Source organism: Rhodococcus sp. 3258, assembly GCF_031456475.1.
Taxonomy (GTDB): Bacteria; Actinomycetota; Actinomycetes; order Mycobacteriales; family Mycobacteriaceae; genus Rhodococcoides; species Rhodococcoides fascians.
Map to the genome: position 1 here is coordinate 377262 of NZ_JAVDUT010000004.1, position 13950 is coordinate 391211.

The following is a 13950-nucleotide window of genomic DNA, read 5'->3' on the forward strand; positions in this document are numbered from 1 at the left end:
CGTATCGGGTCGGAATTCGGTCAGGCCGCCGACGTGAGCCTGTACACGTCGTACACGCCCTCCACGTTGCGCACGACGTTCAGCACGTGCCCCAGATGCTTGGGGTCACCCATCTCGAACGTGAACTTGCTGATAGCCACCCGATCGCCCGACGTCGCGACGGATGCCGAGAGGATGTTGACCTTCTCGTCGGCCAGAGCCTTCGTGACGTCCGAGAGCAACCGATGCCGGTCCAGGGCCTCGATCTGAATGGCCACGAGGAACACCGAGGAGGCCGACGGTGCCCATTGCACCTCGATGAAGCGCTCGGACTGCTCCTCTAGCGACCGCGCATTGGTGCAGTCGGTGCGGTGGACGCTGACCGACCCGCCGCGGGTGACGAACCCGAGTATCTCGTCCCCGGGCACAGGGGTGCAGCACTTGGCGAGTTTTGCCACGACACCCTCGGCACCGGTGACCAGTACCCCGGCGTCTCCGACCTGACGCGGTCTGGTCGGAATGGTCGACGGCGTAGAGCGCTCCGCGAGCTCTTCCTCGACGTCACCGACACCACCGAGATGAGCGACCAGCCTCTGCACGACGTGGCGAGCAGAAACGTGGTTCTCACCGACCGCGGTGTACAGCGCCGACACGTCCACGTACCGCAGTTCGTGGGAGATGGCCGACATGGACTCGGCATTCATCAAGCGCTGCAACGGAAGTCCGCCGCGACGGACCTCTTTCGCGATGGCGTCCTTACCGGCTTCGAGGGCCTCTTCGCGACGTTCCTTGGCGAACCACTGACGGATCTTGGTCTTCGCACGCGGTGACGCGACGAAGCCCTGCCAATCTCGACTCGGCCCGGCCGTGACGGCCTTGGACGTGAAGACCTCGACCACCTCGCCGTTGTCGAGGGTCCGTTCGAGTGCCACCAGGCGACCGTTGACCCGGGCTCCGATACAGCGGTGACCCACTTCGGTGTGCACCGCATAGGCGAAGTCGACCGGACAGGATCCGGCGGGAAGCGTGACTACATCGCCCTTCGGGGTGAAGACGAAGATTTCCTTGACCGCCAGGTCGTAGCGCAGAGATTCGAGGAACTCGCCCGGGTCGGCCGCTTCACGCTGCCAGTCGAGCAACTGGCGCATCCACGCCATGTCGTCGACCTCGGCGTTGTCCTGAGAGTGCTTGCCCTTGGTCTCCTTGTATCGCCAGTGAGCAGCGATACCGAACTCCGCGGTGCGGTGCATGTCCCTGGTGCGAATCTGCACTTCGAGTGGCTTGCCCTCGGGCCCGATCACCGTGGTGTGCAGCGACTGGTAGACGCCGTACCGTGGCTGCGCGATGTAGTCCTTGAAGCGGCCCGCCATCGGCTGCCACAGCGAGTGCACGACGCCGACCGCGGCATAGCAGTCGCGGATCTCGTCGCACAGAATGCGCACTCCCACGAGGTCGTGGATGTCGTCGAAGTCGCGGCCCTTGACGATCATCTTCTGGTAGATCGACCAGTAGTGCTTGGGACGTCCCTCGACGACGGCGCTGATTCTCGATGCCGCCAGTGTGGCGTTGATCTCGGCCCGTACCTTCTCGAGGTACGTGTCGCGGGACGGTGCCCGATCTGCGACCAACCGAACGATCTCGTCGTACTTCTTGGGATGGAGAATGGCGAAGGCCAGGTCTTCGAGCTCCCATTTGACGGTGGCCATACCCAGCCGATGAGCAAGCGGCGCAATGACTTCCAGTGTTTCCTTGGCCTTGCGGGCCTGCTTCTCCGGGGGCAGGAATCGCATCGTGCGCATGTTGTGCAGTCGATCGGCGACCTTGATGACCAACACCCGCGGGTCCCGCGCCATCGCGATGATCATCTTTCGGATGGTCTCGCCCTCGGCGGCCGTCCCCAGTACGACCTTGTCCAGCTTGGTGACCCCGTCGACAAGATGGGACACCTCGTCACCGAACTCCTCGGTCAACTTGGCCAACGAGTAGCCGGTGTCCTCCACCGTGTCGTGCAGCAGGGCCGCAACCAGCGTGGTGGTGTCCATACCCAGTTCGGCGAGGATGTTCGCCACGGCAAGTGGATGGGTGATGTACGGGTCGCCGGACTTGCGCATCTGTGTGGAATGCAGCTCGTCCGCGACGTCGTAGGCCCGCTGCAGCAGCGTCAGATCGGCCTTGGGATACAGCTCGCGATGCAGACTGACCAGAGGTTCGAGGACGGGCTTGACCGCCGCGCTGCGTCCGGCCGTGATGCGACGAGCGAGCCGCGCCCGAACTCGACGGGAGGCCGAGGTGGGCACGGGTGCCGAATTGCGTGCACCCGACGGCGCCTGGTCGTCGGCCTGCGCCGAATCACTCGACACCGGCTCGCGCACGCCCGGTCTGTCCACCACCGGATCGTTGACCACTGCGGTATCGACGACCGCGCTCGTATCGCCGGACGCGACCGAATCCGCACCGGTTCCCGGCCGATCGGCGACTGCGGGCCGCTCGGGCAAGGGCTGATCGATGTAACGGGTCACTCTCATCACCTCCTGCCACACATTCGCGCCGACGCCAGGACAGATCCGGTCGACGCTGTATCAGTCGACTTTAGTCCTCAGACTCGAACCAGGCAGGCGAGCGGGTAGTCACTGCACTTGCTGCGGCCGTCGAGCGCCTCGATTTCCAACACCACGGTCGCCCCGACCACCACCGCGCCCTGCTCGGCCAACAACCGAGCTGTCGCATCGACGGTACCGCCGGTGGCGAGGACATCGTCGACCACGAGCACCCGTCGACCGGCCAGCTCGATGGAGGTCGGAATCTGCAGTTCCGCGGTTCCGTATTCGAGATCGTAGGTTCGCGAGTGCACGGGCGGCGGCAGTTTGCCCGCCTTGCGTACAGCGAGCACCCCGCAACCGAGCTCGAGTCCCACGCCCGCTCCCAGCAGAAACCCTCGGGCATCGATGCCCGCCACCAGATCGACGTTCTCGAAACCCTCCGCCAATGCCGTGACGACGCTGCGCAACGCGGGCCCCTCCGCGAACACCGGGGTCAGGTCGCCGAACCGCACCCCGTCCACGGGAAAATCGTCCACCCACCGCGTCAGCCGATGCACGGCCGACACGGCATCACCGCGCACCCCGCCGTCCTGAGTCACTGTCGCATCGCTCATTTCAGAAGTACCCACCGATCCATGTTCCAGCCGGCACCGGCCGCCGTGGGGTTGGCCACGACGTCCTGCATACCGTCGCTCACGACGGTGGTGCGCGGCTCGCTGTACAGCGGAAGCGACGGCATGTCGTTCCACAGAATGTTCTCGCCCTCGGTCGCCAACGCCAGCACGCGCTCGGGATCGTCGGTCACCGCCAGCTGGTCGACGATCGAGTCGATCCGCCCGTTGCTGTACCCGCCCACGTTGAGGCCGATACCGGTTCGCACCGAGTACCGTGCAACGACGGACGACGCCGAGCCGGTCGGCCCTGGCAGCGACCCCGCGCCGCCGAGAACGGCGTCCACTGTTCCGGCACGAAGCGCGGACGGCGTGAACTCCGGTGAGCTCGCGTCCTCGACGGTGATCCCCGCCGCCGCACAATCGGTCGCCATTCGGCTGACCAGCTGAGCGCGGCGCGCGTCCGGTGCCAGGTAGCCGACGCGTACGGTCAGCGCACTGCTACCCGATGCGGCCAGTTCCTTGCCCGCGCGGTCCAGGTCCGACCGCTGGTACCGGTCGCCGACCGTCGCGGCAACCGAGGGGTACACCAGAGTGTCCGGTTGCATCAGCCGAGAATCGACGACGCTGGAGCCGGGCCCGGCCGGCGGTGCCTCGAAGCCAGGGTGCCCGAGTGTGTCGAACAGGTCCGTTCGCGGGATGCATGCGGCCACGGCCCGGCGAGCACTCGCTTCCGCCAGCGCGCCCTGGGTCGCGAACGTCAGCTGCTCGACGCCTCGCGACGGTTCCGTGACGGTCTCGAACCCCTCTGTCGAACCCAGATCGTTCGCGCCCGCACCCTGGTCGATCACGTCCAGAGATCCATCGTTGATCTTCGCCGGGACGTCGGTGCCCTTGGGCCAGATCACGACTCTCTGCGTCTCGGGCGGAATGCCCCACCAGGCGTCGTTCGCGACCAGAACCAACCCGTCCTCGGCGGTGTACGAGTCGACGCGGTACGGACCGGCCGACGGCAACAGAGACGTGTCGACAGAACCGGGCGTCAACGTCCACCCGGTGTTCCAGAAATCGGCGATCCGAGAGACGACACCGTCATCGCCGGCCACTATGGGATCGACGACGTTCGGTACCCCGGCCGCGCGCGCAGCCACGTGTGCGGGCAACAGATCGGTGGCACCGAACAGAGCTCGCCAGTTCTGGTAGCTGCGGCCCGGGGCGAAGACGACGGTGGCGTCCTTGGACCCGGGGACGCAGTCGATGCTCGCGATGTCGGAGTATCCCGCCGTCGACGCCGCGTCGAACAGGGGACGGTCGGTGGCGAACCGGCCGCTGTTGGCGGCCCACGCCAGCACCAGGTCATCGCACGCCATCGGTGCGCCGTCGGAGTATTTCGCCGCAGGCGCGATCGTGTACTGCAGCGTCAGAACGTCCCCTGGCACGACCGCGACGGTACCGATGTCGTTGTCCGACAGCGCATCACCGTCCGGTCCCAGATAGCTGAACCCGACCTGGACTCGTGTGAACGCCTGACGCGCTCCCGACGCGGCCCCGTCGACGGTCCTGGCGTTGTAGTTGTTCACCACGTTGTCGAACGAGTACCCGATGGAAGGCACCTTGTCCTCCGAGGCCGAACATGCGGTGAGCGACGCTGCGGCCAGACCCGCTGCCAGCAGTGCCGCGCTCCACCTACGTTCCACGTGCACTCTCCATCTCTACGATCTCGCTATCGGCGCTTCTTGTTCCGCTTCCCAGTGGGGCGATTGCCGGGCTGCGGTGCCGACGCCTTGCTGACATCCACGCCGACGGCCACCGGTTCGGGTGCGAGACCGGCGGCGCGCGCCGCCGCGTCGGCACGCTTGGAGTGGACCTTGCGAGTGTGGACCGCGACCGGGCCCCACTTCTCCTTCAGGGTCACCAACAGCGGCGTGGCGAAGAAGATGGACGAGTAGGCACCGACGATCATGCCGACGAGCTGCACGAGAGCGAGATCCTTGAGCGTTCCCACGCCCAGCAGCCAGACCGCGACGATCATCAACGCGATAACCGGCAGAACGCCGATCACGGTCGTGTTGATCGATCGCATCAGAGTCTGATTCACGGCAAGGTTGGCCTGCTCCGCGTACGTCTTGCGGTGCAGGTTCAAGATGCCTCGGGTGTTCTCCTCCACCTTGTCGAACACCACGACGGAGTCGTACAGCGAGAATCCCAGAATGGTCAGCAGACCGATCACCGTGGCCGGGGTCACCTCGAAGCCGACGAGTGAATAGACGCCCGCGGTGACGACGAGGTCGAAGCCCAATGCGGCCAGGGCCGCCAGCGCCATGTCCCGTTCGTATCGGATGGCGATGTAGATGCTGACGATCACCAGGAACACCGCGAGGGCTATCAGAGCCTTCTGGGTGATCTGACTCCCCCATGTCTCACTCACGTCGGAGACGCTGATGGCATTGGGCGTTGCGGTGCCCGAGTTGTCCTGCGGCTGGAAGGACTGGAACAGCGCCTGTCGAAGAGTGTCGACTTCGGCTGGATCGAGCGCCTCGGAACGGATCTGCACCGTGGCCGCGGCACCCGAGCCGACCGTCTGGACCGACACCGGGGGCATACCCAGCGAGTCGTTGTAGACGGTTTCGACCTGCTCGGTGGAGATGTTGTCCGCGGCGGGCAATGCGATGCGGGTGCCGCCCTCGAAGTCGATACCGAGCGTGAACCCACGCACGAGGAAGCTGAGCAGGCAGATCAGCACGATGACGCCGGTCAGCACGTAGTAGAACCTGCGGCGTCCGACGATCTCGAATGCACCGGTGCCGGTGTAGAGACGAGATAACCAACTGTGCCTGGGCTGCGTGGACTGGTCGACGCTCGAATCGTCGAGAGGCGATGGGGTCGAGGTGGCCGTATCGGACATGTCATGCCTCCTTCGACGGCGACGCGGCGCCGGTCTTGACGGCGACTGCCTTGTTGGCGGCGCGCTTTCGTTCGAGCGCGATCTGCTGGACCGCGCCGAGACCGTTGACGGACGGCTTGGACCAGAATTTCGACTTCGACGCCAGATTCACCAGCGGCCACGTCACCAGCACCACGACGATGACGTCGAGGATGGTCGTCAGTCCCAGGGTGAACGCGAAGCCGCGCACCTGACCCACTGCCAGTACGTACAGAACGGCAGCGGCGATGAAGCTGACCGCGTTCCCGGACAGGATGGTCTTGCGTGCGCGGGCCCAACCGCGGGGCACTGCTGATCGGAAGCTGCGGCCCTCGCGAATCTCATCCTTGATGCGTTCGAAGAACACCACGAAAGAGTCCGCGGTCATACCGATACCGATGATCAGGCCGGCGATGCCGGCGAGGTCGAGGGTGAAGCTGATCCACCTGCCGAGCAGGATCAGAATGCCGTAGACGACGAGCCCGGCCAGCGCCAACGACAGAGCCGTGAGCAGGCCGAGGGCTCGGTAGTACAGCAGGCAGTAGACCAGCACGAGTGCCAAGCCGATGGCACCGGCGATCAGGCCTGCTTCGAGTGACGCCAATCCCAATGTGGCCGAGACCGTTTCGGCCTCGGAGGACACGAACGACAGTGGCAGCGAACCGTACTTGAGCGTGTTGGCCAGTTCGGAAGCGCTCTGCGCGTTGAAGTTGCCGGTGATCGACGTGGCACTACCGGCGGGAGTGGCACCCTGAATGACCGGCGCGCTGATCACCTTCGAGTCCAGTACGAATGCGGCCTGCTTCTGCAGGTTCGCAGCCGTGAACTGCGCCCAGGTGTTCGACCCCTCGGAATCGAACGTCAGGCTCACCTGGAACTGAGCCTGCTGGTTGTCGAATCCCGACGTCGCGTCGGCGATCTGCTGACCGTCGATGATCGTCGGACCGAGAAGGTAGACAGCTGTTCCGTCGGTGGAGCAGGCCACGAGCGGGAGTGCAGGATCGTCGTTGCCGGCAAGCGGGTCCGCGGCGTTGCAATCGAGCGACTGCATGGCGAGCTGCTGTATCTGCTGATCCTCGCTCTGACGAAGCGCCTTCGCGTCGGCGATCTCCTGGGCTGCGCGATCGGCGTCGGACAGCGACGCGTCTTCGGCGGGATCACTCGAGGTCGGGGCGTCCGTCGCGGGTGCGTCCGAGGCCGGAGCACCGGTTGTCGGAGCGGGGGTCGGGTCTACCGTCGTCGGATCCTGCGCCGGAAACACCCGACTCTGCGGAGCAGCTGGAGCAGCAGGATCGACGGCTGTCGCCGGATCTGCCGGCGCAGCCGGGTCCGTCGGGGTCTGCGGAGAACCCGGCGTCGCCTGGCCTGCGGATGGTGCAACCGACCCCACCACCGGACGAATGAACAGTCGAGCGGTCTGCCCCAGAGTTCTCGCCTGAGAGCTGTCGTCACCGGGCACCGTGATGACGAGATTGTCGCCGTCGATGACCACCTCGGAACCGGACACGCCGAGACCGTTGACGCGGGTCTCGATGATCTGCTGCGCCTGCTTGAGGCTGTCCTGCGACGGCGCATTCCCGTCGGGCGTGCGTGCAGTCAGCGTCACTCGCGTGCCGCCCTGCAGGTCGATTCCCAACTTCGGCGAGGGGTCTTTGTCTCCGGTGAAGAAGACCAGGGCATACACCGCCGCCATCAGCACCGCGAAGACGGCGAGATAGCGGGCGGGATGCACCGATCCGCTGGAAGGTGCCACGGTGTGTGATTCTCCTCTGGGCGGTGGAAAAGTGTCTGTTCCTGTTGGCTCGTGCCTCGTTGTGTCAGCGGCGGGCGGTGCGATTGTGCACCACGACGCTCACCGCAGACGAAACCGCTGCCGGATTGTGTCTCCGACAGCGGTTCGGATCTTCGTTACGTCACTCTTTTTCGAGGCGCTTCGTCGTCTGCTCGACGGTTTCGTCGGCGGGGTTCCCGACGTCCTTGTGCAGCGACGGAGCTGCCGGCTCGGTGGGGCCGACCGCGGCGGTGCCGGCGCCGGGCACCGAATCGAAGGTGTTCTCGTCCGACTCGCCGTCGTCGAACTCGGTGTCGTCGGGCAGAACCTCACGCACGACGGCGCGTGACCACGTCGTGATGACGCCGTCGGCGATCTCGAGGTCGATCGTGTCGTCCTCGACCAGGACCACTCGTGCATACAGGCCTGCGGTGGTGACGACCTCGTCGCCGACCTTCAGCGAGTCCTGCATTTCCGTGGTCTTGGCCAGCACCTTCTTCTGTCGGCGCGCGTTGAGAAACAGCGGTACCAGAAGGGCCACGATCAGCAGCGGAAACAGCAAATCCATCGGAAGGTCAGTCCTCGAAGTTCGGTTCGATAATCGTCATTGTCTCGTGCGAGAACATCGCTGGTGCGGGCCTCGCAGCTACCCAGTGTGCCATCACCTGTGGCCCGCTCGGTCCGTTCGTCTCGTGTTGCGGCCGTTTCACTCGAATAATCCCTGCTGGACCTCGGCCGATCGCACCGAAATTCCCCCGACTGCGAGGTCCGGCGGTGGGGTGAGACCGAGGTGGTGCCAGGCGGCGGCGGTGGCGACGCGACCGCGCGGCGTGCGGGCGATCATCCCGGCCCGTACCAGGAACGGCTCACACACTTCCTCGACCGTCGAGGGCTCCTCGCCGACGGCGACAGCGAGAGTGGACACTCCCACCGGTCCCCCGCCGAAACTTCGGATCAGCGCGCTGAGGACGGCACGGTCGAGGCGATCCAGTCCGAGCTTGTCCACGTCGTAGACCACCAGCGCGGCTTTGGCGGTGTCCTGGGTGACGGTGCCGTCGCCGCGCACGTCGGCGTAGTCGCGAACTCGGCGCAGCAGTCGGTTCGCGATTCGGGGTGTGCCACGCGAGCGTCCTGCGATCTCGGCGCAGCCGTCACGGTCGATGGGGACACCCAGAATCCCGGCGGACCGCATCAGAATTCGTTCGAGTTCACTGGGCTCGTAGAAATCCATGTGAGCCACGAACCCGAAGCGGTCGCGCAGCGGTCCGGTGAGCGCGCCGGACCGGGTGGTCGCACCGACGAGAGTGAACGGGGCGACCTCCAAGGGAATGGATGTCGCTCCCGGCCCCTTGCCGACGATCACGTCGACACGGAAGTCCTCCATGGCCAAGTACAACATTTCCTCGGCCGGCCGGGCGATCCGATGAATCTCGTCGATGAACAGCACGTCCCCTTCGACGAGGTTGCTGAGCATCGCGGCCAGATCGCCCGCACGCTCGAGGGCGGGCCCGGAGGTCAACCGCAGTGACGTGCCGAGTTCCGCGGCGATGATCATCGCCATGCTGGTCTTTCCCAGGCCGGGCGGACCCGACATCAGGATGTGATCGGGGGTGCCGCCGCGCATCTTCGCCCCCGAGAGCACCAGCTGCAGTTGCTCACGCACCCGAGGCTGACCGATGAAATCGGTGAGGTTCTTCGGACGCAGACTGGTCTCGATATCGAGGTCGTCGGACATGGCCTCAGCACCGACCTGAGATTCCCCGAACTCGTCGTCCTCGGTCACGTCGACCTACCTGGACTTACCGAGGTACGCCAACGCGGCCCGCAGTGCGGTGGACGTCGTGGCCTCGGGCTGCTGTGCGAGTACCGCGTCGGTGGCCTCCTCGGCCTGCTTCGCCGGGAATCCGAGACCGATCAGGGCTTCGACGATCTGATCGCGCATCGAGTTGCCGACCCCGGAACCGGGCACCACGGAACTGCCGGCGCGGCCGACAACGGCGTCGACCTTGTCGCGCAGCTCGACCACCATCCTCTCGGCCCCCCGCTTGCCGATACCGGGAACTCTGGTCAGGGCCCCGATATCGCTGTCTGCCAATGCTGTTCGCAGGGAATCGGGTTCGTGCACCGCAAGCGTGGCCATCGCAATTCGTGGCCCGACTCCGGACACCGTGAGCAGCAGCTCGAACAGCTCTCGCGATTCCTTGTCGGGAAACCCGTACAGCGTTTGCGAGTCCTCGCGGACGATCATGGTGGTGAGCAGAGTGGACTCGCTCCCCCGATGCAGCGTCGCAAGCGTCGCCGGAGTGGCATTGACGCGATATCCGACACCGGCGGCCTCGAGGACCGCATGATCGAGAGCGATGTCGACCACCGAACCACGAATGGATGCGATCACCGTGCGCCCGCCTCCTTCTTGGCCAGTTTCTCGATCTTGCGCGCCACCGCGGCGCGAGCTTTGCGTTCTTCGGCCAGACGCGCGTCGTACTTGCGCTTCTGTTCGGCGGCCATCGCCTCGGCTTTGGCCATCCGGGCGATCATCGGTGCGCGCCAGCAGTGACAGATGCCCAGCGCCAACGCGTCTGCGGCATCAGCGGGAGTCGGCGCGGTCTGCAACCCGAGAATGCGCATGACCATGGCGGTGACCTGGGCCTTGTCGGCCGAACCGTTGCCGGTGACGGCTGCCTTCACCTCGCTGGGAGTGTGGAAGCAGACGTCGATACCGCGCCGGGCCGCAGCCAGTGCGATGACACCGCCGGCCTGCGCGGTGCCCATCGCCGTCCGTACATTGTGCTGAGCGAACACCCGCTCGATCGCCACCACCGACGGCTTGTGGGTATCGAGCCAATATTCCGCTGCCTCGGATATTCGCAGCAGACGCTGCGCGAGATCCATGTCGGCGGGAGTCCGGACCACATCCACGTCGAGAGCGACGACTGTGCGACCGACGCCTCCCTCGATCAAACTGAGCCCACACCTGGTGAGACCGGGGTCGACACCCATCACCCGCACGTCACCACACCTTCCGCTTACGAACTGTTGTTCGATAGCGTAGCGGAGCGCACCGACGGATCAGAGCTACGACACCCGGTCGATCACCGTGAGCAAACGGACCGGGTCAGTCCTCGTCGTCCAGTTCGGCCATGACCTCGTCCGACAGGTCGACGTTGGACCAGACGTTCTGCACGTCGTCGCTGTCTTCGAGGGCGTCGATCAGCTTGAAGACCTTGCGCGCTCCGTCTGCGTCCACCGGGACGTTGACTGAAGCCTGGAAGCTCGCCTCCGCGGAGTCGTAGTCGATGCCCGCGTCCTGCAGTGCGGTACGCACTGCGATCAGATCGGTCGGCTCACTGACGATCTCGAACGTGTCGCCGTTGTCGTTCACTTCCTCGGCACCGGCCTCGAGAACGGCCATCAGCACGTCGTCCTCGCTCTGACCGTTCTTCTCGAGGGTCACCACACCCTTGCGCGAGAACAGGTACGACACCGAACCCGGATCGGCCATGTTTCCGCCGTTGCGCGTCATCGCGACGCGAACCTCGCCTGCGGCGCGATTGCGGTTGTCGGTGAGGCACTCGATGAGGATGGCGACACCGTTGGGTCCGTAGCCCTCGTACATGATGGTCTGCCAATCGGCACCACCGGTCTCTTCGCCTGCACCTCGCTTGCGCGCCCGCTCGATGTTGTCGATGGGCACCGAGGTCTTCTTCGCCTTCTGAATGGCGTCGAAGAGCGTCGGGTTCCCGGTGGGGTCACCGCCACCCGTGCGGGCCGCCACCTCGATGTTCTTGATGAGCTTGGCGAAAGACTTGCCACGTCGGGCGTCGATCACCGCCTTCTTGTGCTTGGTGGTGGCCCATTTTGAGTGGCCGCTCATGCGATAGGGCCCCTTCCTGCTCGAAATCAGTGTTGTCGACTTTACTCGCCCGTGTCCTTGCTCCGCCCCAACCGGCGATTACGGGTTTCTACGCGCTGCGCACCATGTCCACGAAGAGTCGGTGCACTCGATCGTCTCCGGTGACCTCGGGATGGAAGCTGGTGGCGAGCACTCGGTTCTGCCGCACGGCAACCACGCGGCCCGCAGCAGGCCCGTTCGGGACGGTGGCCAGTACCTCGACGTCCGCACCGACACGTTCGACCCAGGGCGCGCGAATGAACACTGCGCGCATCGGTCCGCCCTCGATGTCGGTGAATTCCAGATCGGTTTCGAACGAGTCGACCTGTCGGCCGAAAGCGTTGCGGCGCACGGTGATATCGAGACCGTCGAGGTGTTGAGCGTCGGGCCGGGTATCGAGAATGTCCGACGCCAGCAGGATCATCCCCGCGCACGATCCGTACGCGGGCATACCCTCGGCCAGACGAGCTCGCAGCGGCCCGAGCAGATCGAATACACCGAGCAGGGTGCTCATCGTCGTGGATTCGCCACCGGGAATGATCAACCCGTCGATTCGGGCGAGTTCATCCGGCCGCCGCACGGTGATTCCGTGCGCACCGCTCGACTCCAGCGCCGCCAAGTGCTCGCGAACATCGCCCTGCAGTGCGAGTACGCCGATCGTCGGCGGCGTCACTTCAATCCGAAGGGATCGACGTGTGGCTTCGAGGTGTCCCGCTCGAAGCGCATCAGTCCCTCTTGGACGACGGCGGCGACCATACGACCGGAGATGTCGAAGATTCGCCCCTGGGCCAGCGCTCGTCCGAAATCAGCGGACGGCGACGTCTGGTCGTAGAGCAGCCATTCGTCCGCTCGGAACGGCCTGAGGAACCACAGCGCGTGATCGAGGGAGGCCGTCTGCGTGACGGCGTCCGGGTGCGGCACCTTGGCCGATCCGATGAGCGTCATGTCGCTCATGTAGGCGAGCGCGCAGACGTGGAACACCTGATCGTCGGGCAGCGTGTCGCGGTACCTGAACCAGACCCGTTGCTGCGCAGCGAAACTGGGATGCTTGACGGTCTGATCGTCGGGAATGAGACGGATGTCCCATTCGGACCACTCCTTGTAGTAGGAGGTGTCGTACTCCGCCAGAGTGGTGGGGTCGGGCAACGATTCCGGTCCGACTACCTCGGGCATGAGGTCCTGATGGGAGATCCCGTCGTCGTCGCCGTGGAACGAGGCGGACATCGTGAAGATGGCCTTGCCGTGCTGAATTCCGGTCACTCGACGAGTGCAGAACGACCGGCCGTCCCGAATGCGATCGACCATGAACACGGCCGGCTCGTTCGGGTTACCCGGCCGAAGAAAGTAGCCGTGCAGCGAATGCACGCGGAACTCGGGTGCCACGGTGCGCACGGCCGCGACGAGCGCCTGGCCGGCAACCTGGCCGCCGAACGTCCGCGGCAGCCGGCTCGGGAACGTGCGTCCCCGATAGATGTCGTTCTCGATTCGTTCCAATTCGAGAATGTCCTCGATGCTGGCCATGGCTGTGTCCACCTTTCTGTGACAACGGCTCAGGCTAACAATGAGTGGACCAGGCAAGATGGTCGGTGTGGGTCAACCGATACCGATATTTCCCGATCTTCTGACCAGGTCGATCGTCGATGCGTGCCCCGCCGAGTCGCGAACGATCGTTGTCGTCGACGGTGCCGACGCCGCGAAGCCGGTCGACTTCGCCTCTCGCACAGCCGAACACGCCCGCGCACAGGGCAGGCGTGCCGACGTCGTCGACCTGCACGATTACGTCCGGCCGGCGTCCATTCGATTCGAGTATTCGCGAACGGACGAATTGAGCTACCGCACTGTGTGGTTCGACTACGATGCCGTGATCCGCGAGGTCATCGCGCCGCTGCGTGCCGGTGGCCGAGGTCACTATCTGCCGCGTCTGTGGGATGAGGCAACCGATCGATCCGCCCGCGCTCGTACCGTCGAGGCCGCGCCGAATCACCTAGTCCTGATTGCCGGCCCGATGCTGCTGGGCCGAGGACTGGACGTCGATCTTCGAGTGCAGTTGCGGTTGTCCGAGGGTGCGCTGCGTCGGAGAACCGACACGGCCGACCAATGGACCTGCACGGCACTGCTCGAGTACTACGACTCGATCGACGAGTACGCCGAGCGGCCGGACTTCGCGGTCCGGTGGGACCATCCGGACCGCCCGGCACTGGAACGCAGTCAGTAGCTACGCAACCGGAAGAGGA

13 protein-coding genes are annotated in these 13950 nt (G+C 65.2%); 1 reads left to right on the forward strand and 12 read right to left on the reverse strand.

The features are described from left to right. Nucleotides 1-20 precede the first annotated feature (20 nt). The 12 genes from J2X62_RS15375 to J2X62_RS15430 form a co-directional block, all read right to left on the reverse strand. On the reverse strand, nucleotides 21-2276 hold the full coding sequence (locus J2X62_RS15375; protein ID WP_167327864.1) for a bifunctional (p)ppGpp synthetase/guanosine-3',5'-bis(diphosphate) 3'-pyrophosphohydrolase: 2256 nt from the start codon (nucleotides 2274-2276) through the stop codon (nucleotides 21-23). Nucleotides 2277-2575: 299 nt separating this feature from the next. Continuing rightward, nucleotides 2576-3133 (reverse strand): adenine phosphoribosyltransferase, encoded by a 558-nt coding sequence (locus J2X62_RS15380; protein WP_051365142.1) that lies wholly within the window; start codon nucleotides 3131-3133, stop codon nucleotides 2576-2578. Further along, the gene (locus J2X62_RS15385) at nucleotides 3130-4833 is read right to left on the reverse strand and encodes an ABC transporter substrate-binding protein (RefSeq protein ID WP_371832734.1); all 1704 of its coding nucleotides are present in this window, start codon (nucleotides 4831-4833) and stop codon (nucleotides 3130-3132) included. The genes J2X62_RS15380 and J2X62_RS15385 overlap by 4 nt, the downstream gene beginning before the upstream one ends. 20 nt (nucleotides 4834-4853) lie before the next feature. After that, the gene (gene secF / locus J2X62_RS15390) at nucleotides 4854-6035 is read right to left on the reverse strand and encodes a protein translocase subunit SecF (protein ID WP_027496949.1); all 1182 of its coding nucleotides are present in this window, start codon (nucleotides 6033-6035) and stop codon (nucleotides 4854-4856) included. 1 nt (nucleotide 6036) lies between these two features. After that, the gene (secD, locus tag J2X62_RS15395; RefSeq protein WP_310181559.1) at nucleotides 6037-7806 is read right to left on the reverse strand and encodes a protein translocase subunit SecD; all 1770 of its coding nucleotides are present in this window, start codon (nucleotides 7804-7806) and stop codon (nucleotides 6037-6039) included. 160 nt (nucleotides 7807-7966) lie between these two features. Further along, the gene (yajC, locus tag J2X62_RS15400) at nucleotides 7967-8392 is read right to left on the reverse strand and encodes a preprotein translocase subunit YajC (RefSeq protein WP_027496947.1); all 426 of its coding nucleotides are present in this window, start codon (nucleotides 8390-8392) and stop codon (nucleotides 7967-7969) included. Nucleotides 8393-8530: 138 nt separating this feature from the next. Further along, on the reverse strand, nucleotides 8531-9559 hold the full coding sequence (ruvB, locus tag J2X62_RS15405) for a Holliday junction branch migration DNA helicase RuvB (protein WP_045841916.1): 1029 nt from the start codon (nucleotides 9557-9559) through the stop codon (nucleotides 8531-8533). 54 nt (nucleotides 9560-9613) lie between these two features. Next, complete coding sequence (gene ruvA / locus J2X62_RS15410) at nucleotides 9614-10219, reverse strand: Holliday junction branch migration protein RuvA (RefSeq protein WP_032382099.1); 606 nt, start codon at nucleotides 10217-10219, stop codon at nucleotides 9614-9616. Beyond that, entirely contained in the window at nucleotides 10216-10833 is a 618-nt protein-coding gene (gene ruvC, locus J2X62_RS15415; protein ID WP_032370470.1) for a crossover junction endodeoxyribonuclease RuvC, read from the reverse strand. The genes ruvA and ruvC overlap by 4 nt, the downstream gene beginning before the upstream one ends. A 106-nt stretch (nucleotides 10834-10939) precedes the next feature. Continuing rightward, nucleotides 10940-11698 (reverse strand): YebC/PmpR family DNA-binding transcriptional regulator, encoded by a 759-nt coding sequence (locus J2X62_RS15420; protein WP_032365082.1) that lies wholly within the window; start codon nucleotides 11696-11698, stop codon nucleotides 10940-10942. Between the two features lie 88 nt (nucleotides 11699-11786). Next, nucleotides 11787-12389 carry a pyridoxal 5'-phosphate synthase glutaminase subunit PdxT gene (gene pdxT / locus J2X62_RS15425; protein WP_032365081.1) on the reverse strand — a complete coding sequence of 201 codons (603 nt, stop codon included), beginning with the start codon at nucleotides 12387-12389 and terminating at the stop codon, nucleotides 11787-11789. Continuing rightward, nucleotides 12386-13237: an acyl-CoA thioesterase II gene (locus J2X62_RS15430; protein ID WP_027496942.1), complete on the reverse strand. Its 852-nt coding sequence runs from the start codon at nucleotides 13235-13237 to the stop codon at nucleotides 12386-12388. The genes pdxT and J2X62_RS15430 overlap by 4 nt, the downstream gene beginning before the upstream one ends. Before the next feature lie 40 nt (nucleotides 13238-13277). Here J2X62_RS15430 and J2X62_RS15435 point away from each other — a divergent pair, with 40 nt between their 5' ends. Continuing rightward, entirely contained in the window at nucleotides 13278-13931 is a 654-nt protein-coding gene (locus J2X62_RS15435) for a hypothetical protein (RefSeq protein WP_230598191.1), read from the forward strand. The last annotated feature ends 19 nt before the right edge of the window (nucleotides 13932-13950 follow it).

What these genes read in the sequence shown, in the direction of transcription:
- J2X62_RS15380 (WP_051365142.1), bottom strand. Translation starts at nt 3,133, where the DNA reads ATGAGCGATGCGACAGTGACTCAGGACGGCGGGGTGCGCGGTGATGCC.
- secF (WP_027496949.1), bottom strand. Translation starts at nt 6,035, where the DNA reads ATGTCCGATACGGCCACCTCGACCCCATCGCCTCTCGACGATTCGAGC.
- yajC (WP_027496947.1), bottom strand. Translation starts at nt 8,392, where the DNA reads ATGGATTTGCTGTTTCCGCTGCTGATCGTGGCCCTTCTGGTACCGCTG.
- ruvB (WP_045841916.1), bottom strand. Translation starts at nt 9,559, where the DNA reads ATGTCCGACGACCTCGATATCGAGACCAGTCTGCGTCCGAAGAACCTC.
- J2X62_RS15420 (WP_032365082.1), bottom strand. Translation starts at nt 11,698, where the DNA reads ATGAGCGGCCACTCAAAATGGGCCACCACCAAGCACAAGAAGGCGGTG.
- J2X62_RS15430 (WP_027496942.1), bottom strand. Translation starts at nt 13,237, where the DNA reads ATGGCCAGCATCGAGGACATTCTCGAATTGGAACGAATCGAGAACGAC.
- J2X62_RS15435 (WP_230598191.1), top strand. Translation starts at nt 13,278, where the DNA reads ATGAGTGGACCAGGCAAGATGGTCGGTGTGGGTCAACCGATACCGATA.